Origin of the sequence: Carnobacterium divergens (genome assembly GCF_900258435.1) — a bacterium.
GTDB lineage: Bacteria > Bacillota > Bacilli > Lactobacillales > Carnobacteriaceae > Carnobacterium > Carnobacterium divergens_A.
This window is the reverse complement of record NZ_LT992558.1, coordinates 2,618,153-2,642,756: the sequence shown is the minus strand read 5'-3', so window position 1 is coordinate 2,642,756 and position 24,604 is coordinate 2,618,153. Positions and strand designations below refer to the sequence as shown.

The 24,604-nt window shown below is 34.4% G+C and carries 26 protein-coding genes; 17 read left to right on the top strand and 9 right to left on the bottom strand.

What is annotated here, in order from left to right:
- Positions 1-46 precede the first annotated feature (46 nt).
- From CDIMF43_RS13275 to CDIMF43_RS13260, 4 genes are all read left to right on the top strand, one after another.
- Positions 47-1,165: a DUF916 and DUF3324 domain-containing protein gene (locus CDIMF43_RS13275; protein WP_109842279.1), complete on the top strand. Its 1,119-nt coding sequence runs from the start codon at positions 47-49 to the stop codon at positions 1,163-1,165.
- Between the two features lie 102 nt (positions 1,166-1,267).
- Entirely contained in the window at positions 1,268-2,728 is a 1,461-nt protein-coding gene (locus CDIMF43_RS13270) for a helix-turn-helix domain-containing protein (protein ID WP_162532957.1), read from the top strand.
- Complete coding sequence (locus CDIMF43_RS13265; RefSeq protein WP_109842277.1) at positions 2,715-3,215, top strand: hypothetical protein; 501 nt, start codon at positions 2,715-2,717, stop codon at positions 3,213-3,215. The genes CDIMF43_RS13270 and CDIMF43_RS13265 overlap by 14 nt, the downstream gene beginning before the upstream one ends.
- Positions 3,212-3,451 carry a hypothetical protein gene (locus CDIMF43_RS13260; RefSeq protein ID WP_082985696.1) on the top strand — a complete coding sequence of 80 codons (240 nt, stop codon included), beginning with the start codon at positions 3,212-3,214 and terminating at the stop codon, positions 3,449-3,451. Before CDIMF43_RS13265 ends, CDIMF43_RS13260 begins: the two co-directional genes overlap by 4 nt.
- A gap of 63 nt (positions 3,452-3,514) precedes the next feature.
- On the opposite strand, the gene CDIMF43_RS13255 is transcribed toward CDIMF43_RS13260, so the two are convergent.
- Both CDIMF43_RS13255 and CDIMF43_RS13250 read right to left on the bottom strand, forming a co-directional pair.
- The gene (locus tag CDIMF43_RS13255) at positions 3,515-5,266 is read right to left on the bottom strand and encodes an ABC transporter ATP-binding protein (protein ID WP_074401510.1); all 1,752 of its coding nucleotides are present in this window, start codon (positions 5,264-5,266) and stop codon (positions 3,515-3,517) included.
- Entirely contained in the window at positions 5,259-7,010 is a 1,752-nt protein-coding gene (locus CDIMF43_RS13250; RefSeq protein WP_109842276.1) for an ABC transporter ATP-binding protein, read from the bottom strand. Before CDIMF43_RS13250 ends, CDIMF43_RS13255 begins: the two co-directional genes overlap by 8 nt.
- Positions 7,011-7,150: 140 nt before the next feature.
- Here CDIMF43_RS13250 and CDIMF43_RS13245 point away from each other — a divergent pair, with 140 nt between their 5' ends.
- On the top strand, positions 7,151-7,897 hold the full coding sequence (locus tag CDIMF43_RS13245; RefSeq protein WP_109842275.1) for a putative ABC transporter permease: 747 nt from the start codon (positions 7,151-7,153) through the stop codon (positions 7,895-7,897).
- 76 nt (positions 7,898-7,973) lie between these two features.
- On the opposite strand, the gene CDIMF43_RS13240 is transcribed toward CDIMF43_RS13245, so the two are convergent.
- Positions 7,974-8,450: a nucleoside 2-deoxyribosyltransferase gene (locus tag CDIMF43_RS13240; protein ID WP_074401513.1), complete on the bottom strand. Its 477-nt coding sequence runs from the start codon at positions 8,448-8,450 to the stop codon at positions 7,974-7,976.
- Positions 8,451-8,613: 163 nt separating this feature from the next.
- Here CDIMF43_RS13240 and CDIMF43_RS13915 point away from each other — a divergent pair, with 163 nt between their 5' ends.
- The 5 genes from CDIMF43_RS13915 (at position 8,614) to CDIMF43_RS13215 (ending at position 13,245) form a co-directional block, all read left to right on the top strand.
- On the top strand, positions 8,614-9,702 hold the full coding sequence (locus tag CDIMF43_RS13915; RefSeq protein WP_269845360.1) for a 3D domain-containing protein: 1,089 nt from the start codon (positions 8,614-8,616) through the stop codon (positions 9,700-9,702).
- A gap of 20 nt (positions 9,703-9,722) precedes the next feature.
- A complete protein-coding gene (locus tag CDIMF43_RS13230; protein ID WP_074401514.1) occupies positions 9,723-9,968 on the top strand; it encodes a hypothetical protein in 246 nt (81 codons plus the stop codon).
- A gap of 166 nt (positions 9,969-10,134) precedes the next feature.
- Positions 10,135-11,475 carry a DUF6056 family protein gene (locus tag CDIMF43_RS13225; protein WP_109842274.1) on the top strand — a complete coding sequence of 447 codons (1,341 nt, stop codon included), beginning with the start codon at positions 10,135-10,137 and terminating at the stop codon, positions 11,473-11,475.
- A gap of 31 nt (positions 11,476-11,506) precedes the next feature.
- A complete protein-coding gene (locus CDIMF43_RS13220; protein ID WP_074401516.1) occupies positions 11,507-11,902 on the top strand; it encodes a hypothetical protein in 396 nt (131 codons plus the stop codon).
- 104 nt (positions 11,903-12,006) lie between these two features.
- Positions 12,007-13,245, top strand: a complete 1,239-nt coding sequence (locus tag CDIMF43_RS13215; RefSeq protein ID WP_162532956.1) for an MFS transporter — start codon at positions 12,007-12,009, stop codon at positions 13,243-13,245.
- 44 nt (positions 13,246-13,289) lie between these two features.
- Here CDIMF43_RS13215 and CDIMF43_RS13210 read toward each other — a convergent pair whose 3' ends face one another.
- Together CDIMF43_RS13210 and CDIMF43_RS13205 are read right to left on the bottom strand one after the other, a co-directional pair.
- Entirely contained in the window at positions 13,290-14,018 is a 729-nt protein-coding gene (locus CDIMF43_RS13210) for an amino acid ABC transporter ATP-binding protein (RefSeq protein ID WP_074401518.1), read from the bottom strand.
- Complete coding sequence (locus tag CDIMF43_RS13205; RefSeq protein WP_034568213.1) at positions 14,011-15,453, bottom strand: amino acid ABC transporter substrate-binding protein/permease; 1,443 nt, start codon at positions 15,451-15,453, stop codon at positions 14,011-14,013. Before CDIMF43_RS13205 ends, CDIMF43_RS13210 begins: the two co-directional genes overlap by 8 nt.
- 232 nt (positions 15,454-15,685) lie before the next feature.
- Between CDIMF43_RS13205 and CDIMF43_RS13200 the strand changes: the two genes are divergently transcribed.
- Complete coding sequence (locus CDIMF43_RS13200) at positions 15,686-16,267, top strand: TetR/AcrR family transcriptional regulator (protein WP_109842272.1); 582 nt, start codon at positions 15,686-15,688, stop codon at positions 16,265-16,267.
- Positions 16,268-16,285: 18 nt separating this feature from the next.
- Positions 16,286-16,858 carry a GNAT family N-acetyltransferase gene (locus tag CDIMF43_RS13195; protein WP_074401521.1) on the top strand — a complete coding sequence of 191 codons (573 nt, stop codon included), beginning with the start codon at positions 16,286-16,288 and terminating at the stop codon, positions 16,856-16,858.
- A gap of 59 nt (positions 16,859-16,917) precedes the next feature.
- Here CDIMF43_RS13195 and CDIMF43_RS13190 read toward each other — a convergent pair whose 3' ends face one another.
- Entirely contained in the window at positions 16,918-17,433 is a 516-nt protein-coding gene (locus tag CDIMF43_RS13190) for an LURP-one-related/scramblase family protein (RefSeq protein ID WP_074401522.1), read from the bottom strand.
- A gap of 189 nt (positions 17,434-17,622) precedes the next feature.
- On the opposite strand from CDIMF43_RS13190, the gene CDIMF43_RS13185 reads away from it, so the two are divergent.
- Positions 17,623-18,612: a D-2-hydroxyacid dehydrogenase gene (locus CDIMF43_RS13185; RefSeq protein WP_109842271.1), complete on the top strand. Its 990-nt coding sequence runs from the start codon at positions 17,623-17,625 to the stop codon at positions 18,610-18,612.
- Between the two features lie 30 nt (positions 18,613-18,642).
- Here CDIMF43_RS13185 and pdxK read toward each other — a convergent pair whose 3' ends face one another.
- Together pdxK and CDIMF43_RS13175 are read right to left on the bottom strand one after the other, a co-directional pair.
- Complete coding sequence (pdxK, locus tag CDIMF43_RS13180; protein ID WP_109842270.1) at positions 18,643-19,467, bottom strand: pyridoxine/pyridoxal/pyridoxamine kinase; 825 nt, start codon at positions 19,465-19,467, stop codon at positions 18,643-18,645.
- A gap of 85 nt (positions 19,468-19,552) precedes the next feature.
- Positions 19,553-20,422, bottom strand: coding sequence for a Cof-type HAD-IIB family hydrolase (locus CDIMF43_RS13175; protein WP_034568219.1), 870 nt, complete (start codon positions 20,420-20,422; stop codon positions 19,553-19,555).
- A gap of 199 nt (positions 20,423-20,621) precedes the next feature.
- Here CDIMF43_RS13175 and CDIMF43_RS13170 point away from each other — a divergent pair, with 199 nt between their 5' ends.
- Complete coding sequence (locus tag CDIMF43_RS13170) at positions 20,622-21,302, top strand: uracil-DNA glycosylase (RefSeq protein WP_074401525.1); 681 nt, start codon at positions 20,622-20,624, stop codon at positions 21,300-21,302.
- A 164-nt stretch (positions 21,303-21,466) separates the two neighbouring features.
- Positions 21,467-22,447, top strand: coding sequence for a phosphate acetyltransferase (gene pta / locus CDIMF43_RS13165; protein WP_034568221.1), 981 nt, complete (start codon positions 21,467-21,469; stop codon positions 22,445-22,447).
- Between the two features lie 312 nt (positions 22,448-22,759).
- On the opposite strand, the gene CDIMF43_RS13160 is transcribed toward pta, so the two are convergent.
- A complete protein-coding gene (locus CDIMF43_RS13160; protein ID WP_074401526.1) occupies positions 22,760-23,239 on the bottom strand; it encodes a hypothetical protein in 480 nt (159 codons plus the stop codon).
- Between the two features lie 304 nt (positions 23,240-23,543).
- Here CDIMF43_RS13160 and CDIMF43_RS13155 point away from each other — a divergent pair, with 304 nt between their 5' ends.
- Positions 23,544-23,975, top strand: coding sequence for a hypothetical protein (locus CDIMF43_RS13155; protein WP_109842269.1), 432 nt, complete (start codon positions 23,544-23,546; stop codon positions 23,973-23,975).
- Between the two features lie 152 nt (positions 23,976-24,127).
- A complete protein-coding gene (tsaE, locus tag CDIMF43_RS13150) occupies positions 24,128-24,595 on the top strand; it encodes a tRNA (adenosine(37)-N6)-threonylcarbamoyltransferase complex ATPase subunit type 1 TsaE (RefSeq protein WP_109842268.1) in 468 nt (155 codons plus the stop codon).
- Positions 24,596-24,604: the final 9 nt, after the last annotated feature.

The window sequence follows — 24,604 nt, the reverse complement described above, 5'->3', positions numbered from 1 at the left end:
TATTGTGGATGCTTTTCAGTTCATTTCTAAGAAGGAGTTTATTAGTATGACAAAACAAAAAATAAGCCTGATTTTTTTAAGCTTGTGCCTACTTTTGAGTGCCTTGAGTCAAGCTCCTATGATTGGAAAAGCTTCTGAATTAAATTTTGCTGTGGAATCCATTATTCCAGATAATCAGCGAGATAAAACGAAAACCTTTTTTGATTTAAGAGTAGCCCCTAAAAGTGAACAAGTTGTTGAATTAAAATTACGAAATGACACAACAAAAGACGTAACAGTAGAACCAAGCGTGAATTCAGCAACAACCAATTTAAATGGCGTCGTAGAATACGGAGCAACAAAGGCAAAAAAAGATTCAACCTTGCCAATTGATTTAAAAGAAATTGTCAGCGTTGCATCGGAAGTTACGATACCAGCAAATCAAGAAATAAAATTGCCTATCACAATTAAAATGCCAGATCGTACTTTTGACGGTATTCTAGCTGGAGGGATTACGATTAAAGAAAAAGAGACCTCTAAAAATGATGGGAATACTTCATCCGATACACAAGGATTAGCCATTCAAAATAAATATGCCTATGTGGTAGCCTTATTATTAAATCAAAACGATCAAGCTGTGGAGGCAAAATTAGAATTAAACGAGGTTGTTCCTTCCCAAGTGAATGCACGTAACGTCATAAATGCGAATTTGCATAACGTAAAATCAGACTACATCAACAATTTAGATGTTGAAGCGACCATTACAAAAAAGAATGAAAGCACACCGTTGTATACCAGTTCAAAAAAGAACATGCAAATGGCACCAAATTCTAATTTTAATTATCCCATTTCATTAAATGGAGATAAATTAAAAGCTGGGAAATACACCTTGAAATTAGAAGCACAAGCAAAAGAAGGGAAATGGAGCTTCACTAAAGACTTTACAATTAGTGAGACAGATGCAAAAAAATACAATAGCCAAGATGTTTCAATTAAAAAAGATTGGACATGGGTTTATATTTTAGTCGGCATCTTACTACTTCTAATCGCACTATTTTTAATTTTCTTTATTATAAGACGTAACAGAAAAAAACAAGAAGAGCGTCGAAGACAGGAAGCAGCACGAAATAGAAAAAATGTTCGTCGTAAAAAACGTCCGACATCAGATTCGCAATCAAAAAAATAATAAGGTAAAGAAATTCCAATTTTAAAAATTATTGGGATTTCTTTTCAGTCATTTAAAATCACTTAAAAAATAAATTAGTTAATGGAAGGAGAGTGGAGAGGGATGAATAGTTTTTTATCTAAAACAGATGTCCGTAAACTGCTCTTAATTCATACGATTGAAGAAAGTTTCCAACAAAAAGTGTCGATTTCAGATTTAAAAGAAAAAATGGGTGTGTCTGAGTTTATTTTGTTGAATACTTATGAAGAATTAAGGCAGGATATTCTTAAGTATCAATTAGACGAACAACTTCAGATTCAAAAGTTAAATCAAGTAATTCAGTTGAAAAAAAATAGCAGCTTTTCTACAGATACATTAAAAAATATTTATGTAAAGGAGTCTTTAGGCTTTCAAATCATTCAAGATGTGTTTGAAGACATGTTTACAAATTCAAATGATTATGCAGATCTTTTTTATACAAGTCGCACAAAAGTATACGCTAAAGTGAATCAACTTAAAGAAAAGCTTTCAAAACTTGGAATAAAACTTTCTTCACGATTTAAATTTGTTGGAGATGAGATTGCTATTCGAATGTATATGAACAATTTATACACTGCGGTCTATGGCATGGACGATTATCCTTTTTCGACAAGCTTAAAGGAACAAAGTATGCGTTTCATCAAACTGATTGAAGCTAAAATGGATATTTATATGACGCAAACAAGCAAAACAAAATTCCTTTATTTTATCAGCATTTGCCGAATTCGAATTGAAAATGAACAATTTATAAAAAACGATCCCACTACTATAATGGGGTTAGAGAATGATTCTTTTGAACGTAGTTTAAGGGAAGCGTATCAAGAAGTTTTTAACGAGGAAGTCAGTCACAATGAAATTGATTTGCTCGTATTATTTATTGAAAGTTTAGATGAATTTCCTCTTGAATTGGAAAGCCAAGAAATGGATAGTTTAACGAATTTTTTTATTACAGAGTTTCAAAAACAGTTTGGCAACCTTGATGAAACATTCTTTAAGGAAGAATTAATTCAAAATCTTGTAAAAATCCACTATCCTGTTTTAAATTTCAATTGTCTGCAAACAGAATTAGATGTTCCCGTTCAAGCGCGGTTTATTGAAGAAAATTACCCAGAGGTAATCGAATTTTGTCGCCATTTTATTGATAAAGCATCAAAGTCGAAAAAATTTTATTTGATTCAGCAAAATGACATTTATCTATCGAATCATTATATATTCTTGTTGATCAATGTCTTGCCGCCCTCTTTTTTTTCTTACCCTGTAAAAGTGTGTATTGATTTTTCGTTGGGGGCAAATTATAACCAGTTTATTTATCGAAATATTCAAACCTTTGATTTTATTAACATTGAAATCAGTCATCAATTAACAGATGATATTGATATTTTACTTTGTGATTACCCCACTAGTGAGCTTAATCAAGATACGAAGGTCATTGTGTGGAATGCTCCACCAACAGCAGGAGATTGGGCAAACTTTGGTAGATGCATTGCAACTGCCAAAGGCAAAAAACCACTAAAAAAAGGAGGTATCCCACTTGAACTATTTTAAACCAACATCTTATACGAAAACGTATTTGTTATTTGGATGCATTTTTTCTTTTAAAGTGCTTGTATTGGATACCCCTACTGTTGCTCATGCAGAAGAAAGTGGTTATTTATATGAAATTGACAACGATGCGTTCCAAGAAACCAAACCAGTAGATCCGTTTAATCCTACTGTTACTGTAGAACCGGTTCCACCTGTCAATACGCCCGACCCAGAAGTTAAAGAAAGTTCAAAGCGATCTTATTCCACCTCGCCACCAAACGGAAAAATCCCCATTCTATTAACTAAAAATAAAAAACAATTTAAGAATGCAACAAATAAAATAGATCCATTACTAAATCAAAATACTCTAGTACTTACGCTAAATAGCGGAGGGAATAATTTTGGTGGAGATGATCCGAATATGCTTTATTTAGAAGAACTATATACCGTGTTAGCTGGGAATTTATTGTATGGAGAAGCAGCGATAGGGATGGGGGAAGAAGAGTGATTCTTAATCCAAAGTTGTGGGAAGACGTATCTATTTATGCCGTTGATTTTTTAACTGATGAAGTAACAGAACGTAAAATCCATAAGGTATTAGTTTTTCCAACAACCTTCACAACTCAAGATATTCAAAAAGCAGTTATTGAAAATTTTTATCAGGTTAAGAAGGTTACTTTAATAGAAGTTCAATTAGACGGACTGCTATTGAACACCCATGAAAGCGAATCAGTAGATTACTAAAAAAGAAAGACAAGACTCATTCCTTTAGTTGAAATGAATCTTATCTTTCTTTTTTAGTTTTTTTTATTTTTCAAACTGAGAAGCATATAGACGGTGGTAAGGACCCTCTTGCTGAAGCAGTTCTTGATGGGCCCCCATTTCAACAATATCTCCATTTTCCATCACTAAAATGAAGTCCGCTTCTTGAATGGTCGATAATCGATGAGCAATCACAAAGCTGGTACGTCCTTTCATCATTCTAAGAAAGCCTTCTTGAATTTTTTGTTCCGTTAGCGTATCGACTGAGCTGGTTGCTTCATCTAAAATCAACATCGGAGGGTCACTTAGCATAGATCTGGCAATGGTTAACAATTGCTGCTGACCGCCTGAAATTGAAACGCCGCCATTTCCAACAACAGTGTCGTAACCGTTGGGCAATTTTATGATAAATGAATGGGCAAGAGCGGATTTAGCCGCTTGAATAATTTCTTCTTCGCTAGCTGCTGCATTACCATAAGCAATATTTTCTTTAATGGTTCCTGAAAAGAGCCAAGTATCTTGTAGAACCATTCCAAAAGAACGGCGTAAGCTGTCTTTTGTATAGCGTGTAATCGGTTGACCATCAATTTTAATCGAACCGCTATTCAACTCATAAAAACGCATCAATAAATTAACTAAAGTAGATTTTCCAGCGCCCGTTTGCCCAACGATGGCAACTGTTTCACCAGGACTTACTGCTAAATTGAAGTCTCTTATCAAAGGTCGATTAGGAGAATAAGAAAAAGCTACGTGATTAAAGCAAACTTCACCACGGACATCTTTTAATTCTAAAGCATCAAGGTCATCAGGAACCTCTTCTTTGCTATCAAGCACTTCAAAGACACGTCTCAGCCCGGCAGTAGCAGTCTGAATTTGAGTGGTGATACCAGATAATTCAATGAAAGGTTTTGAAAATTGAGAGGAATAAATCACAAAGCTTGAAACGGTCCCGACAGTTACGGAACCATTCCCATTAACGACTAAAATACCTCCAATTACACCAATTAACAGATAAGCAAGATGGTCAACAAAACGAGCGGAAGGGTTTGTAATCGAGGAAGTGAATTGTGCTTTTTGTCCCCATGTATATAGACGCTGGTTAATCTTTTCAAAATCCTCTTGAACTTGCTCTTCATGATGAAAAGCAGTAACGATCTTTTGATTCGTAACCATTTCAGAGACAAAACCTGAAATTTCCCCAACAATCTGTTGTTGCTTCGTAAAGTTTTTTTGAGAAAGAAAAGCCACAATCCAAGCAATTAAAAAAATCAATGGGGTTGTAACCAAAACAATTAACGTTAAAATAGGACTTAGATAAAGCATAAAGCCAAGAGAAACAAAGACAATTACAACGCCTGAAAAGAGATTGTTCAAGGTAATGCTCACGGCATCTGAAATACTATCCAAATCATTGGTGAAACGACTAATGACATTGCCATGAGGCGTGTTGTCAAAAAAGCTCAAGGGTAATTTTGTGATTTTATCAAAGGTAGCAATGCGTAAGTCCTTTACAGCCCGATAAGCGACTTGGTTTGAAAAATAAATAATCAGCCATTGTGTAACAGTAGCTAGTAGAAAAGCTAGACCAAGTAGCAATAAGACGTGAACTAAATCAGGAAAAAGAACTTTTCCTTTTCCAACAATTGCATCAATCGCCTTCCCTGTATAATAAGTTGCACTAACGGAAGCGATTCCCCCGATTAATCCACATAGAAGAGCCCAACTGATTGAGCTACGATAATGAAGTAAATAAGGCAAGACACGTTTGATGTCACTTGTTTTTAATTTTTTAAGCATTCTCAACACCTCCCTTGGCTTCATTTTGAGAATAGTAGAAGTCTTGATACATTTGAGAATGAGCTAATAAGTCTTTATGTGTTCCTTTTGCCGCCATTTTGCCATCATTTAAAACTAAAATTTCATCAGCAGATTGAATGGAACTAATTCGTTGCGATACAATCACTAAGGTAGTATCTTTTAAGCGATGACGCAAAGCTTGTCGTAAATTTAAATCGGTTTGATAATCCAAGGCACTTAACGAATCATCTAAAATTAAGATAGCAGGTTTAGCAATTAAGGCACGAGCAATAGTTAACCGTTGACGTTGTCCACCAGAAAAATTCTTTCCACCCTCAAAAACAGGTGAGTGAATTCCTTCTGGTAATTGATTGACAAAATCAGCACTTTGAGCGATTTCTAAAGCTTCTTGAATGTCGGCCTCTGTTGCATCTACTTTCCCCCAACGAAGGTTTTCAGCAATTGATCCAGTAAATAAGCTACTATTTTGTGGAACGATGCCGATCTGTTTTCTTAAGGCTTCGAGAGAAAATTCAGAAACTGGCAAATCATAAACATAAACAGCGCCGTTAGTAGCATTGTAAAAGCGAGGAATCAAGTTGATAAGTGTACTTTTACCACTACCAGTCGGACCTGTAATTCCTAAGACCTTCCCTTTTAATAAATCAAATTGAATAGCCGTTAACGCATTTCCAGCATCTTGTTGATACGTAAAATCAACGTTTTTAAAACGAACAGCAAAAGAAGAGTTTGAATGGAGTTCATTCGGAAATGCTTTTGGTTGAGACGGATTGGTAACGGTAACTGGAGTATCCAACACATCGTTGATTCTTTGAGCTGAAGCCGAAGCTTTAGTAAAAAGGACAACTAAATTTGCCACAATAATTAAGGCTAACAACATTTGAGTAATATAGTTAATCAAAGCAAGCACATCGCCTTGGCTCATATCGCCACGATTAACTTGAAATCCTCCCGCATACAAAAGGATGATAATTCCAGTGTTCATAATCAAGGAAGTTGCAGGTGTCATTAAGGCCGATAAATTTCCTACTCGAATATAAGCTTTAGCTAAATCGTCACTTACTTCATGAGCACGTTTTTTTTCGGCAGCACTTTTAGCAAAAGCACGAATGACTCGAACACCGCTTAAATTTTCTCCAACGACCTGAGCTAAACGATCCACTTTTAGTTGCACGCGACGATATAGAGGAATCGTTTTGGCCATAATAAAGTACAAAATAACACAAAATAGAGGCAATAAGATGGCAAAAACTAAAGCAAGTTTAGGGTTCACATATATCGCCATAATAATGGATCCAAGACATAAAAAGGGAGCTCGAATCACTAGACGTATGAGCATCGCTAAAGCTAGCTGCATTTGATTAATGTCATTTGTAGCCCGCGTAATCAAAGTAGACGTTCCAAATGCATCAATTTCAGCATGAGAAAAGGAATTGATTTTTTTCATTAAGGCCGTTCGCAGTTCTGTTCCAAATCCTTGGGAAGCAATTGAAGCTGAGTATTGGCAAATAAAAACAGAAATTAACCCAATAACAGACATTAACAGCATGAGCCCTCCCATTTTATAAATGTAGACAGTGTCTCCTTTGTTAATTCCGTTATCAATTAATTTTGCCATTAATAATGGAAGAAATAATTCAAAAATGGCTTCAATCAATTTAAAAACAGGGCCGATAATCATTTGGAAACGATATTTTTGAGCATATTTTAATAATGAAATCAACTGACGTAACTTCCTTTCATATATAGATACAGTTTTATCTTTAAAGTATAGCATAAAAGAAAACCAGTCTAAAAGGTTGAAATTGCTAAAAAAATCACAAAGTAGTATGATAAAGTTAAAATGGTTTAAGGAGTGAACGTATGACAGCATCTTTTCCAAAAGTAGTGCTCTTATTTTTTATTTATGCTGTAATTGGTTGGCTATGGGAAACGGTTTATTGTTCATTAAAGGCTAAGAAATTTGTGTACCGAGGATTTTTACTAGGACCCTATTGCCCGATTTATGGATTTGGTGTGTTAGCAGTTTTATTTTTCATTGAACCTTATCAGAAAAATATTCTTTTCTTATATGTGATGTCAGCGGTAGTTGTTACGTTATTAGAATATGTGACAAGTTATGCGTTAGAAAAAATATTTCACACGACTTGGTGGAATTATAAAGAGGTGCCCCTTAATATTAATGGACGAGTAGCTCTCCCAATTTCATTGTTTTGGGGAGTAGGCTGTGTAGCAATTGTTAAATGGATTCAGCCACTTGTTCTAAAAGGCGTTAATCAATTAATCACAGAGTTTAGGATTGGGTTGCCGCTGCTTCTATTTGGACTGCTTTTTCTTGATTTCTGTTATTCTGTAGCAAGTATGAACGCTTTCCAAAAAGAAATTGCTAAATTAAGTGATGAAATCGAAGCGAAAAAATCAGAAATTAATGAAGGTCTTTCTGAATTAAAAGAAGAAGTAAGGCAAAAACGAATCAGCCCGTCGTTGCGCTTCAATCAAAAAAGAATGTTGCAATCCTATCGAAAAATGAATATGCCTGAAATCAAACACTTTAAAGAAATCAAAGCATTACAAAATCAAAAAAAAGAGTCAAAAAAAACTTCCAATTAAATCATCTAATTGGAAGTTTTTGTTATATAAAAAGATTACAAGTCGTCATTTTTGTGTAATATTTCATCGTTTTCGTCTAAAATTCACGAATTTTTTCAATTAATTGAGTGGAATTCGAGAAAATTTCACCATTTAATTTCACTAAACCAACTGTATAAAGATTCATATAAGAAAATTGAGATTCCCCAACAATTTGTAAAGCCTCTAGTTTTTTTTGATTGGTAGCACCTAATTGTCGAGAATCGGTATATAAACCTAAAATGGGAATGCCCGCCTGATAAGCAACACCAATTTCAGTAGCAACCCCCACATCAATAATGGCTCCATCCAGTACTGCAATCATAAAATCACTTGATAACAAAGCGTTTGTGTCGTATTTTGCAATTTGCATTGAATCAGCATAGGCATTTTTATCGTTAATTTCCATTTGCTCTTGTGGTACATAAATTTCTAATTCTGGATAAGTGGTTCGTATTTTTTTTACAAGTTGTTCATTGTAAAGCAATTCCATTTCAGAAAATAAAGGGCTCGCAAAATAAGCTTTTTTATTCATTTTAATTCCTCCTAATATCTTTTGTTACATTTTTAGTATACCTTAAAATTTGTTTGTAACAAAAAGTAACCTTTGTGAAATATATCGTTGCTTAATATTCGTTATAATTGTGAGAGCAAAAAGGAAAACAAGAATTATGAAAACTGAAAGGTGTTGTCACTCTGTGAAGATAAGAAAACTGGTTGCAAGTATGATAATTGCATTCATCAGCATTAACTTAATTGCAAGCGTAGGTCATGCAGCTTCTCTTGATGAAATTTCAAAAGAGCAACAAGCAAAACAAAGTAGCATGGCAGCAGTAGATAGCCAAATCAGCGAAACATTGGTTTCTCTAAATGAAAAAAATAAAGAAATTGAAGATTTAAATACACAAATAGCAGATAAAAAAGCAAGCTTATCAACAACGGCTACTCAAATCAAAGAAAAACAAGCCAGTGTTGATGAACGAATCGAGCAAGCTAAGAAACGTTTGCAAACTCTTCAAACGTCTGAAGTGAATAAAAATATGGTTTTAGTTATGATGGAATCTGAAAGTGTAACAGATTTCTTTAATCGTGCCATCATGGTTGGAACATTACAATCAGCTGATAACGATAAATTAGAATTAGCAGTGAAAGAAAAAGAAGAACTAGCAAAATTAGAATCTAAATTAAAAACAGACGCAGTTGCTCTTGAAGATAAAACAGCAACAGTCGATAAACAATCTAAAGAATTAAATACCAAAATGGTCAGTCTACAAAAAACAATGGACGACAACAAATCGGCTTTAGATGAATTAGATAAACAAAAACAATCAGAACAAAAACGTGTTGACGATGAAGCTTCTGCTAAACAAGCAGCTGAAGCAGCGGCTAAAAAAGCGGCAGAAACAAAAACTGTTGCTGTTCCAGCTGCAGATACTGCACCTGTTGCAACTCCAGCAACACCAAATGCTCCAACTCCATCAACGGGTGGCGGTGCTTCTTCAGGGAAAACCGTTATTGTTGAATCAACTGCTTACTCAGTTGCAGAAAGTGCATCAAGTTTTTATACGGCTTTAGGAATTGATTTACGTCAAAATCCAATGGTTATTGCAGTTGATCCTCGTGTGATTCCATTAGGTTCACGTGTTGAAGTGTCTGGTTATGGTACAGCAATTGCAGGAGACACTGGTGGCGCGATCAAAGGAAATAAAATTGATGTTCACTTCTCAAGCGTAGCGCAATGTTTACAATGGGGACGTAGAACCGTTACGGTTAAAATTTTAAACTAAATAAAAAAGGTGTCCTGAATATGGTAGATATCGAGTTTTATAAAGAACAAGATGAAGAAGCCTTTTTAGAACGTTGGGAAGCAAAATTTGGTGAAATTGAAGATATCGACGTTTTTTATCAAACCATTGCAACTACCGTTCAAAAAGAATATGAACAAAATCAAGTCAAATTAGGCAATAAGTATGTTTATGAAGGTATCTTAGTTGGATATGTAGATTACAATACTTATAATAATTGGTTTTTGTTTAGTAGTTCAAAATTATAAAAGAATGAATTCATTAATGAATTCATTCTTTTTTTTTATCTTAAAATAAGGTTAGAAAAACAACTTTCAAAATAATCTATAATAAAGCTATTTGTGATGTTATAATGAAAATAAATAGAAAGTATGAATTTACTTAGATAGAATTAAAAGTTTCCCTGGAGGATATATGATCAATCAAAAAGATTTTATTAAAAAAAGTGGTAGTTATCTATTACTTGTAACAATAGTAGTACTTGTTTATTTATTTCATTTAAATTTTGATATATTTGAAATTTCTGATGATGCTTGGTTTAAAAATGCGGGAGAATATTTTCATTTATTTGATTTTTTAAAATGGCGTTATTTCCACTGGTCTGCGAGGTTATTTCCAGATGCGGTTGCGTATTTAATTTTTAAGTTGCCTATCGTATATTGGAGAGTATTCAACACGGCATTGATCGTATTATTGGGTTATTCAATTTCACGAATATTTAATAGTAAATGGAAGCCGTTTGCTAGTGTGAGTGCGTTACTTATACTAGGCTATATTTCATATGATGTTCTTTATTCTGGTTATTTTTGGATTACAGGATCATTTAATTATTTGTTGCCTATGGCACTGGGAATGTATGTAATGATTCCTTATGCAGATTCTTATTTTAGAGAGACTGAACATCATTTTTCAATAAAAACAATTCTTTTATTTATAGCTGTATTTCTATTTTCATTTTCTAATGAACAAGTTTTAGCATGTGCATTAGGCGCAGCCTTGTGTTATCACATAACAATATTCATCCAGAAGAAGAAAGTTAATCCTATTTTATTGATAAGTACAGGACTCATGTTAATTGGATTTATCATTATGTACGTATCCCCCGGAAATAAATTGAGATTTGTTTTTGAAGAGGCTCGCTATTTTCCTGGTTTTAGTTCTTTATCTTTATTGGGGCGTACAAAAATAGGAATGTTTTGGATGTATCAAATGATCAGTCAAAATATGATTGTATCCGTTGTTTTAATTACTATCTTAACCCTAATCATTACTAAACCTAGTTGGTATAAAAAAATACTTATAATATTGAGTACACTGATGATAAGCTTACATCATGTTCGTTCCGATTATATGATGGATTTTGAATCTCGCAGCAAAGTTCCTGTTAGATTATTTATGGATACCAAACTATTTTCTTTGGAATTTATCTACTATGTATTGCCATTTGTTCTATGGACATTGTTTTTTGGAATATTGATTTTATGTATTTTAAAGAGTGTAGATCATCCTATTTTTATAGGACTTTGCTTTTTAGCTGCCTTTACATCTTGTATTTTAATGTTCTTTTCTCCAACGATTGTTGCATCAGGTCCGAGAGTTCTTAACTGTTTTGGGTTGATTTTAAGTCTAGTTTCAGTTTACTTATTTCATCAGATAGTTGAGAAATATCAAAATGAGAGCTATTCTACTTTTGTTTTAGGTATTTTTCCAGTCGTTGCATTTTTAATGTATTATCTTCGATTGAAAAATCAGTAAGAATAGTTGGGAAATTTGGAGGAGAATAATAATGATAAAAAACTATTTTTTATTAACCCTACTGATGCCAGTTTTGTTAATTGCAGGGTGTGTTTCTGAAAAAAAAATTACATTAAAAGAAATTGGAGTCCCCATAGGTAAGGCTGAAATTGAACAAATGATAAAAGAATATAAGTCTGAAGCGGAAAATAAAAATCAAGATGTTAAATTAATGTTTGTAAAAAAATTGAATATGGAAAAAGAAGAGGTCTACTACTTAGCTTATATTGATGAATACTTACCTAATCCAGCTGGTGAGACATTTAATAGTGTGATTGTAAGTAAATCAGATTTGAAAAACAAAAAAATTAATAAAGATTTGACAGCAGTTATCTCTAAAAAAGAAATAAAAAAAGTAAAGAAAAAAGTTGAGTTTTCTTATTATTAATTAATGACTGAACTAAAATCAGATATCAACTCCTTTTTTTCTAGTTACGATCTAGAAAAAGGAGTTTTTATGTTTACATACCAAGATAAAGGAAGTAAATGAGAATGGAAAAAGAACGAATGGAAGTAAAAATAAATAATAAGATGCAAGCATCCGTCTCGATTTTCTGGGGATACGCTGCAATTTCAATTTTTATGATAGGGAGTGGATTAGAACAGGCTTTTTTGTCAAAACAATTGCTTGATTTAGGATTTTTATCAAATCAATCAGCAATAGTATTTACGATATACGGGGTATCCGTTGCACTATCAGCATGGCTTACAGCGATTTTATCAGATTTAATAGGGATTAAAAAATTAATGATCTTTGGAACGGTTAGTTGGATCATTTTTCAGATTGGATTTATTGTATTTGGAATTCTTCCAGGAAGTTATAGGATGATTATAATAATGTATGGTTTAAGGGGGATAAGTTTTCCGTTATTTGTCTATGCTTTTATCAGCTTACTTACTCAAATAACGCCAACTAAAAAATTGCCAAGTGCAATGGGGGCATTTTGGTTTGCCTATTCACTTGGGCTAGGTGTATTTGGGTCTTATCTACCAAGTTTAACAATTCCTAAAATTGGTTATGTTGGGACATTGTGGTTAGCGGTTCTTTTTGTGGGAATAGCTGGTCTAATTAGTTTAATTGGTTTAAAAAATGTCCCGATATCTGTGAGACAAGAGGTGAAACAGGGAACAGGCGAAACCTTTAAAGATAGCATAACCATTCTATTTCGCAAGCCAAAAATCTTTTTAGCAGCCATCGTAAAAATGATTAATCAATTGGCAGCAAATGGCTACGTTATTGCGATGCCTCTTTTTTTAACAAGTCATAAAATTGGCTTTACAATGTCAGAATGGCTTCAAATCTGGGGGTTAATGTATTTAGTTAATATTGCATTTAATTTGATTTGGGGAATGGTTGCCAATCATTTGCCGTGGCATCGTGTGGTGGAATGGTTTGGTTGTGTTGGAATGGCTCTTGCCTGTGTTTTATTTTATTATGTTCCGTATTTGTATGGCCCTAATGTAATAGCAATGTTTGGTGTAGCGGCGTTATTCGGTGCAGCATTAGCAGCTTTTACACCTATTTCAGCTATTTTTGTAGCGTTGGCACCTGAAGAAACAGGAGCGGCAATGTCGATCCATAATTTAGCCGGTGGGCTAAGTCAGTTTGTTGGGTATGGGGTGACGGGGGTGTTGCTAAGCTTGTTTGATACTGCAGGTTTTGTTTGGAGCATGGCAGGCATTTATTTAATAGGAGCCATTTGTGCTCACTTTTTAACAGTTAAGGAATAACAAAAAAATAACCAAACTACATTTCAGCGTAGTTTGGTTATTTTTTATAGCACTTTTTCTAAGAAATTTTTAGTTCGCTCATTTTTAGGATGATCGAAGACTTCAGTAGGTGTTCCTTCTTCGACAATATAACCGCCATCCATAAAAATAACACGATCGGCCACTTCTTTAGCAAAGCCCATCTCATGCGTTACAACAATCATGGTCATTCCTTGTTTAGCTAAAGTTTGCATTACTTCTAAAACATCTCCAACCATTTCAGGGTCAAGAGCGCTTGTCGGCTCGTCAAAGAGCATGATGTCTGGAGACATGGCTAAAGCTCTTGCAATCGCGACACGCTGTTTTTGACCACCTGAGAGGGATTTAGGATAGGCATTGGCTTTATCTTGTAGGCCAACGGTTTCTAACAAGCTTAAAGCCCGTTTTTTTGCAGACTCTTTTGTTTCTTTTTTTAGTTCAATTGGAGCTAATGTGATATTTTCTAAAATAGTTAAATGTGGGAAAAGGTTGAAATGTTGGAAAACCATCCCGATATTTTGGCGAACTTGATTGATGTCAATCGTCGGGTCCGTTAAATCGTAATCATCTACAATCACGGTTCCACCATTAATTTCTTCCAAGTGATTCATACAACGTAAGAAAGTACTCTTACCAGAACCAGATGGGCCAATCATACAGACAACTTCGCCTTCTTGAATTTCTAAATCCAAGCCCTTTAAGACTTCTAGACTGCCATAGCTTTTCTTTAAATTTTCAACTTTTAATTTAACCATTGTTGATTCTCCTTTCAAGACGATTGGATACTTTTGTTAGGAACGTAATCACGATAATATACATTAAGCCAATGATAAACCACATATTTGAATCGTAGGTTCTAGCGATAATGATTTTACCGGTTTGTGTTAATTCTACTAATCCGATAATGGATAAAATTGATGTATCTTTTAGTGTAATCACAAATTGATTGATAAATGAAGGGATCATAATTTTAACGGCTTGAGGCAAGATAATTTTACTCATTGATTTTCCATAAGGCAATCCGAGACTTCTAGCAGCCTCTAATTGACCATTGTCAACTGCATTGATACCACCACGAACAAGTTCGGCAATGTAAGCACCGGCATTTAAGCTTAAAATAATAATCGCAGCTAACGTAGCAGGCATTTTGATTCCTAGCATTTGTGGGATGGTAAAGTAGACGAAGAATGCAAATACAATCATCGGTACGCCACGCATGATATCGACATAGATCATTGCAATCCCACGTAAAATTTTACTTGGTGTCACACTTAGTAAGCCAAAAAGAATGCCTAACACAGAAGCAATCGCAATTGAAATCAAGGTAATCAACAATGTTTTACCAAGTCCAGCCATTAATTGACCCGCATTTTCTTTTGCTAACGCTAACGTGCTTGTTTTTTCAACTTTCTTATCAGCTTCGCCTAAATAACGATTTTGAATTTTTTCATACTCGCCATTGTTTTTAAGATTCGTTAAGCCATCATTGAACATTTTTAATAATTCTTGATTTTTGCCTTTATTAACAGCAAAGCCATATTGGCCGCCTTTTTCTTTATCTGTTACTAATTTTAAAGGGACATTTTGAGTAATCGCATAAGCCATTACTGGATAATCTTCAAAAGCAGCATCAGAATTTCCAGCTTTAACGTCTTCGTACATATTAGAAGAATCATCAAAGGTCGTCACTTTAAAACCATATTTATCTTTAATCGATTGAGCAAATTCAGCGCCTTGAGTTCCTGTTTTAACAGCTACTGTTTTGCCTTTTAAGTCGTCGTAGCCTTTTATGGTATCGTTTGTATCTGCGACCGCCATTACGACGCCACTTTCAAAGTAAGGGTCTGAGAAGTCGAATTTTTGTTTACGCTCATCGGTAATGCTCATTCCTGCAATAACACCGTCCACTTGATCCGTTTCAAGAGCTTGAACTGCAGCATTGAAGCCAAGGGGTTTGATTTCAACCTCAAAACCTTGATCTTTTCCAATGGCTTTTAACAAATCCATGTCAATTCCTACAAAATCACCTTTTTTATCTTGGAATTCAAAGGGGGCAAAGGTTACGTCCGTCCCGATAATGTATTTTTTAGTTGTTTCAGCAGCTGCTTTTTGTGGGGCTGCAAAGTTAAATAGCACACCTAATAGTAGTGTGATAGATAATAGAAATAAGTGTTTTCTATGTTGTTTCATCATATCTCCTCCTGTTTAAGAATTCATTTTATTTCAAAATTAAAAAACATGCAACTAATATGTAATCACGTTATGTCAGAAGATGTAACACGAAATGTAAGGAGTTTAGAGTGAAGCATTTAAGATACTTTAATGAATGGAATGAAAGCGTCAGAACTTATACTATAGTTGACAATTTTGATTATTTAAAATAAAATGAATGAAAGTCAGTCATTTTTGATAGGAGGACTTTATGAAAGATAAAAAACAAAAATTAATCGAAGCAGCGATTGCGATTTTTACGGAAAAAGGGTTAGAACAAACCAAAATCTCTGACATTGTTAAGCATGCAGGCGTTGCACAAGGAACTTTTTATTTATACTTCCCTTCAAAATTAGCGATTATGCCGGCCATTGCAGAAGAAGTAGTGAAAGAAATTTTGTCGGTAGCCAAAAAAGAAGTCAATCCACAAGCGACTTTTGCAGAACAACTCAATCAACTGGTTGAGGTTAGTTTTACTTTGACGAAGCGATACTCTGAAGTGATAGCTCTGACGTATGCGGGTTTAGCTTCAAGTGATTATTTAACAGAATGGGAAACCATCTATGATCCTTATTATGAATTTGTTGGGGCTATTTTAGAAGAAGCCATTCAAAAAAAAGAAATGGATGTCACGTTAAATCCTAAACAAATGGCTAAATTAATTATTGGATTAACAGAATCAGCAGCAGAACAACTTTATTTATATGATACTAAACCAAGTCAACAATTGATTGAAGAACAACAACAAGCAACTGCAGAATTTATTCAACGAGCGTTACGAATAACTACCTAAAGGAAAAGAGGAATAACAATGATTAGAAAAGCAACAAAAGCAGATGCAGCAGCAATTGCGCCGATGATTATGGTGATTCTAGAAGATATGGAATTAGATGTTTTTAAAACTTTGTCAAGAGAACAGGTGATTGAATTATTGATTGCCGGTATTCAAACGGAAGATTATCGTTACAGCTACAATCATGGCCATGTGTGGGAAAAGAACGGTGAGATAGCTGGGATTGTTTTTGGTTATCCAGGAGCAATTGAACCGCTAATTGATGCACCATTAACAGAAATTATTCAAGAAAAAGGGTTTGATACATCGATTCAACTATTTACAGAACCAGAAACAGTTCCAAATGAATGGTACCTTGATTCAATTGTTACAAAAGAATCTTTCCGTGGGCAAGGAGTTGGAACAGAGTTGTTAGCAGCTCTTCCAGATTTTGCTTTAGAAGACGGTCAAAAAGTAATTGGTTTAAATTGCGATCAACAAAACCCGCAAGCACAAAAATTGTATGAGCGAATGGGCTTCAAAAAGAACGGTGAAGTGACGATCAGTGGGCACTTGTACAACCATATGCAAAAAGAAATAACTGAAAAATAACAAAACCGTTAAATCACTTAGTGGTTTAACGATTTTTAGTAAGTTTAGAAAAAAGAGTCTTAATACGGTTGAAAAGAAATACGGCGATTTCGAACCTTTTGAGGAAGTCGATTGAGCAATAAATGATCGAGTATTGCTGCGATACATAAGCAAATCGGAGCATCTTTAGGATCTTCAATGGATAGGGCGTAAAAGTCTCCAGTAGGCAAATAACTTTTTTCCATCGTCATAATTAACTGGTGTCCTTTTTTTATTTGGTAATGATGATTGTAAAAATCCCCAGTCACCAGCCAGTGAAGCTTGCTTACTTTAAAAAAAGGCATTTTTAAGCCGTAATGTTTAGATAAGCTTCCTACTTTTTGATCTGCAAGATACAAATCGAATTTAGGCAAAATTGACAGTAGGGTTTGTTTTGCTTCAGCAACTAATGTACCGTCAATTTTATATAGATAAAGACCATCGCCAACATTTCCCCATTTTCCAATGAGTAGATAGCAATCTTTTCCAGACTCGTCTTTAATAATAATACGCTCTTGCATGGATACAAATTGTTGTTTCATATATAAATGAATCATAATTATCCACCTCTATGAATAGAATAGCACAAAACCAAGATTAAATCAGTTACGAAAAGCATAAGATTTTTTCAATTTTAGGTGTAAAAAAATATTAAAATAACCTAAATATCGTCATGTGTTAGTATTCAAATGAGGGAGAATGTGCTAAAGTAAAAAAAGAAAATTTCACGAAATGAGGAAGAGAAGATGAAGTTAATTGCGTATAATGTTCGAGAAGATGAAAGAAAATATATCGAAAAATGGGCAAAACGCAATAAAATCGAAGTAGCAATGACGGATGCAAGGATTACTGCAGAAACAGCTTTTCTAGCTAAAGGCTATGAGGGTATTTGTGCGTTACAAACGAGCGCTTATGAAGCAGAAATGTTCCAATCAATAGCTCAATTAGGTATTCACAGTTTTGCAATTCGTTCGGTTGGCTATGACAGTGTAGACATCGAAGCTGCTAAAAAAAATAACGTGAAAGTGACCAATGTACCAGGATACTCACCGAGTGCAATTGCGGAATTTTCAGTTAGCCAAGCATTGCAATTAATTCGTCGTGTCCCTGCATTTAATCAACGTATGGAAGAGCAAGATTTTCGTTGGAGTGGTTTAATTTCAAAGGAATTGAAGCATATGACAGTTGGCGTGATTGGCACTGGTCGAATTGGCCAGAGTGCAATTGATATTTATCAAGGATTTGGAAGCAAAATTTTAGCGTATGACGTGTATCAAAATCCTGATTTAAAGGATCGCGTTACTTATGTAGAAGAAATAGCAGAGCTTTTCCAACAATCTGATTTAATCACCTTACATGCACCAGCTCTAGAAAGTAATTTTCACATGATTAACGAAGCCGCAATCAATCAAATGAAACAGGGTGTTTATCTTGTTAATACTGCACGAGGCAGCTTAGTGGATACGAATGCTTTATTGTCAGGTTTAAATAGTGGGAAAGTGGCAGGAGCTGCTTTGGATACTTATGAAAATGAAACAGCTTATTTTTCTCATGATTGGCGTGGAAAAACAATAGAAGACACAAGATTACAAGAATTATTAGATCGTAGTGACGTACTGTTAACGCCACATATTGCTTTTTATACAGAAAAAGCAGTTGAAAATATGGTAGATATTTCTCTGGATAGTGTAAAAGAACTTGTTGAAATAGGAAAAAGCAGAAATGAAATTTATTAACTTTCATTTCTGCTTTTTTTTTATGAGAACTTAAATTTTATCTTGTTTTGTTAAACGATAGCCACCATGGAAAACAGGGCCAACATACTCATTGAAATCAAAGCCACTACGGATTGCTTCTGAAACAAAGTCTTTTGCTTTTAAAACAGCGTCTTTAACAGAAAGACCGTTTGCTAGTCCAGCAGTAATTGCAGCTGCAAACGTACAACCCGCTCCATGGTTATGGGCCGGGGTGATTTTTTCTGTTTCTAACACAGTAAATTCAGAACCGTCATAAAAAAGGTCGATGGCTTTATCACCAGCTAAGGCTTTTCCGCCTTTAATCACCACGTTTTTCGCACCCAGTGCATGGATTTTTTCAGCAGCTTTTTTCATGTCCTCTAGATTGGTTAATTTACCTAAACCAGATAAAACACCTGCTTCAAATAAATTAGGTGTAGTGATAGTTGCTAAGGGAATTAACTGATCTCTTAATGCATCGGCACTATCTGGATTTAAGACCTCATCCTCACCTTTACAAACCATTACTGGATCAATCACGATATTTTTTAACTGATGTGTTTTAATCGTTTCAGCAACTAAGTCAATAATAGGAACCGTTCCAAGCATTCCTGTTTTCATTGCATCGATTTTTCCACCTGCTAAATTTGTTTTTAGCTGTTCCTTCACGATAGCAACGTCAATTGGAAAGACATTGTGATGCCAATCGTTGTCAGGATCCATGGTAACAATGGTTGTTAGAGCAGACAAACCATAGGTGCTATATTCTTCAAATGTTTTTAAATCGGCTTGGATACCAGCGCCACCACTTGAATCACTACCGGCAATTGTTAATGTTTTTGGGATAACTGTCATTTGGGAATTTCCTCCTTATATATCGGGTGTAGCATAAGTTGTTATTTTATTTTTACGTTAAATCTGTGTCATTGTCAATAGAAAATTATAAGTTTTCATTGATACTGCGCATAATGGCTTCAGCGACACCATTTTCATTGTTATTAGAAGTCAGGTGTTTCGCATGTTTTTTAACGTCTTCTTCCGCATTTTCCATCGCAAAGCTAACACCCGCAACATCTAGCATGGAGACATCGTTAAAATTATCGCCAATTGCCATCACGTTTTCTAATGGAATCCCTAATTTTTTAGCGGTTCGTTTTAAAGCAATGCCTTTTTGAGCGTTTTTATGATTGATTTCGATATTGTTGATAAATGAAGATGTAATCGCTAATGTCCCTAAGCTTTCAAGTTGCTCTTTGATTGGTTGCAAGGTACGTTGACCATCATCGCTAAAGGCGATTAATTTTAAAACTTCAATTGACTCATCATTTACAAGTTCTTGATAATCATCAACATAGTTAATATTCATTAGTTCTAAACGAGCAGCAGCGAGAACAACGCCCATTTTATAAGTGGTATCAGGATTTAAATTGACTAGTAAAGAAGCCACAGATTCAATCCGTTTAACTTTACTTTCTGAATAGATTCCTTTTGAAGTGACCATTTCGGCATAGATATTGTGTTCTTTTAATGTTTTTAAAATAGCATGGACTGTTGCTTTATCAATTCCGATATTGTCAATAATTTGACCAAATTCATCGTAAACTTGCGCGCCGTTAAGTGTAATCATCGGACAACTAATTCCTACTTCAGCCAGTAAAGGATGAGCTTCAGTATAGCCACGCCCAGTTGAGACCATAAAACGAATGCCACGACGTTCTGCTTCAGCAATCGCTTCAGCGTTGGTTTTTGAAATAACCATTTTTTCATTTAACAAAGTTCCGTCCATATCTGATGCAATAAGTTCTATCATGATGTATCCCCCAATATGTTAGATTCCTTTTAAGTTTACCATTAAATGACTGAAAAGAAACTTAAAAAGTTTGATAAAGATTTTTTTTTACGTTATAAAAAGGAGAATGGCGATTTATAATAATATTAAATAACGATTGATACAATACGGTTTTTTTAGTAGAATTTAAGGAGTAGCCTAATTAAAGGAGGATAAAAGAATGAAAGAACTTATTCATAATGAGTGGCAAGAGGTGTTAAAAGATGAATTTGAAGCGCCTTATTATCAACAATTAAGACAATTTTTAAAAAAAGAATATCAAGAACAAGTTATTTTTCCAGAGATGAACCACATTTGGGAGGCTTTTGAATGGACGCCTTATGATAAAGTCAAAGTAGTGATTTTAGGACAAGATCCTTATCATGGACCTAACCAAGCTCATGGATTAAGCTTTTCAGTTCAACCAACAATCAAAACGCCCCCTTCTTTGGTAAATATATACAAAGAGTTGCAATCGGATCTAGGGATTCCTCCTGTGAATCACGGGTATTTAAAATCATGGGCTGATCAAGGCGTCTTGTTATTAAATACAGTTCTAACAGTTCGAAATGGACAAGCAAATTCTCATCGTGGTCAAGGGTGGGAAACATTGACAGATGCTGTGATTAAAAAATTAAATGACCGAGCAACGCCGATTGTGTTTATTTTATGGGGAAAACCATCTATTTCTAAACTAAAATTAATCGATACAACAAGGCACGCAGTCATAACAGCGCCACATCCAAGTCCATTATCGGCTTACAGAGGATTTTTTGGTTCAAAACCTTTCTCAAAAACGAACGAAGCATTAATAAAATTTGGCGAAACCCCAATCAATTGGCAGCTACCAGAAACTGTGTAACACTTTTTGGGTGATATTATATAGAAACTGTATTAGTTTTAATTTAAGAATATTTGTTCTTTAGGGATTTCTTATAGAAAACAGCTGAAAAAACTGTTATTTTTTTTTTGAATAAGATATGGTAGAATAGAAGAAAATATGATAATTTGCTGGAGGTAAGTATTGTGGAGTTATTTGATAGTCTAAAGTTTAAAATTGTAAGAAAAAAAATTCGTGTTGTATTTCCTGAAGGAACTGAGCCTCGTATTATTGGTGCTGCTGTTCGTTTAGCATCTGAAGAATTGGTTTCTCCTGTGTTGATTGGGAGTGTTGAAGCAGTTTCTGAAGCGGCTAAAAAACGTGGCTTTAACGTTGACAATATCGAAATCATCGATCCTGCAAATTATGCAGAAATTGACGCTATGGTAGCCTCATTAGTTGAACGTCGTAAAGGAAAAGTATCAGAAGAACAAGCTAGAGAATTATTAAAAGACGAAAATTACTTTGGAACAATGTTGACTTACATGGGCTTAACAGATGGTTTAGTAAGTGGTGCGGTTCATTCAACAGGAGATACAGTTCGTCCAGCATTGCAAATTATTAAAACAAAACCAGGCGTTTCTCGTACAAGTGGTGCATTCATCATGTTACGTGGCCGCGATAACGAAAAATATTTATTCTCAGATTGCGCAATCAATGTGAACCCAAATGCTCAAGAATTAGCTGAAATCGCTGTTGAAAGTGCAAAAACAGCCGCTTTATTCGATATCGATCCAAAGGTAGCAATGCTAAGCTTCTCAACAAAAGGATCAGCAAATGCTCCTGAAGCTAAAAAAGTAGAAGAAGCAACAAAAATTGCTCAAGAATTGGCTCCAGATGTTTTAATTGATGGAGAATTACAATTTGATGCAGCTTATATCGCTTCTGTAGGACAACAAAAAGCACCTGATTCAAAAGTAGCAGGTCAAGCAACTGTCTTTGTTTTCCCAGAATTACAATCAGGAAACATTGGCTACAAAATTGCACAACGTTTTGGAAACTTCGAAGCCATTGGTCCAATCTTGCAAGGTTTAAACAAACCAGTTTCAGATCTGTCTCGTGGATGTAACGAAGAAGATGTATACAAATTATCAATCATTACAGCTGCACAAAGCTTGATGAACTAAAAGAGCGTATTCCCATAGTGCTAATTAAATGCACGAAACTTAAACTTGTAGAATTTCTATAGAGCGAATCTTTCGCTCTATTTTTTTTATTTTATTTTCTATACACTAGCTGAATTCTTTATGTATGAGGTTAGTATTAAACGTTTTTTTATGATCAATAAGAAAGGATAGAACGAGAAAAAAGAGCTAATCAAATGATGCAAATTCCACATCATTGACCAAGCTCAATTAAAATAGTTAAGGATATCAAAATTTTAAAAAAACCTAAACTATTAATTTTTTAGGATTGCTCTTTAGTTCTAAGAAGTTTTTTTATTGCATGTGTATTGTAGCAGACGCATAACTTCTTTCTATTGGTCCGTTACCTTGCCAATCTGCATAGAGGCTAACTTCTAATTCATCATCAATAATATCTTTGTTGTCTAAAATAATATCTACGCTAGGAATCTGTTCCAAAATACCTGCTGATTTGCTGTAATAGGATTTTCCTGTTTGTTTTCCAACTACATCTAAATGGCTTTCAAAAACGATACCTGCTACACTATATAAACTATTACCATGTATCTCCACTTGATTTGTATCCCTATTTTTCCAAGCTTTGACAGGGTTTGGATCTAAATAATCCTGTTCCCATTCTCCAACATAAGAATCAACCTTTAATTCTGTGATATTATTTTTTACAGTTGCTTGTTGATTTTCTTGTAATTCTGAAGCACCGACACTTTGACCAATCATTGTTGAACTTCCTAAAATAATCATAGATAAACACAGTACTGAAATACTTTTTTTCATCATATCTTCTCCTTTTAATATAAATTTAATTATCATAAAGCTGTTTTATATTATCATTTATATAATTTATATAATAGTTAAATAGCACAATAGTGATAAAAATCATCGCGTTTGTAATTTATAAGTAAAATAAATAGTCAAAAATGAAATGTGGTTTAAGTTGTTCATTTAAATGGAGAAATCGATGAATAAAGGTAGCTAGAGATAACTTAAAAAAATTCTATTTACCTCATTTCAGTTAAAAGGTATAATGAATGTTATCTAGCGATTAAAAAAACTACTAAAGAAATGTTGAGGGAATTTAATGAAAGCAAATCCAAATTTTTACATTCAAACGGTGAATACAGCAGTTACAGATACAGAAGATAATGGCGAACGTTTAAGTGAATACTTTGAAGTTTTACGTGGAGCCTTAGATAAGAAGGACTTAGCTGCTATTTCAACAGAAGAATTAAACACAATCAAAGAAAATTTTGCAGAGGGTACCCAGAAATACGTTGCAATCGAAGCAAAATTAAAAGGTTTAAAAGCACCAATCAAATTATTGGGTGTAAATAGTCAATTATTAAAAGCTTACAAAGAATTTGTTGAAGGCTGTCAAGCAATGACCGACAGTATCGATGTAGCGAAGCATGAGGTTAATATCGCAGCCTTTGATCAAGCAGAAAATCTGCAAGATCAAGCAACGGGCGCTTTAATGAAAGCTGTGGAACGCATTACAAAAATGATGTTTTAAGAGAAAAGGTCTATTTTCTAATAGGCCTTTTTTATTAGCAGAAACTTCTTATATAGTAAAGAAGTTAATAGAAATTTCTTTAGACTTTCGTTATACTACTTATTAAAGGATTGAGAACGTTACGTTTCTCCATTTGAAAAGGAGCGGAGCCAATGCGTACAAAACATGCGGAAAATGAAGCAGAAACAAAGGAAATCGCTAAAAGCTTAGCGGATTTTTTAGAAGAAGGCAGTGTTCTTTTATTAGAAGGAAATCTTGGTGCTGGTAAAACAACGTTTACTAAAGGCATCGCAGAAGGTTTAGGTATTAAAGAAGTCATTAAAAGTCCAACGTATACCTTGATTCGAGAATACCAATCAGGTCGATTGCCACTTTATCATATGGACGTTTACCGTTTAGAAGAAGTGGGCGGAGATGAGTTAGGATTGGAAGAATATTTTCAAGGAGAAGGCGTGTCGATTGTTGAATGGGCGACCTTTATCCCAGAAGATTTGCCAAAGGAATTTTTAAAAATTAAATTGGTGCCGATGGGAGAAGCTTTTTCGGAACGAGATCTTGTTTTTGAACCAGTGGGAGCACAGTACGAACAAATAGTAGCGAATTATTTTGAAGATAAATGATACCAAAAG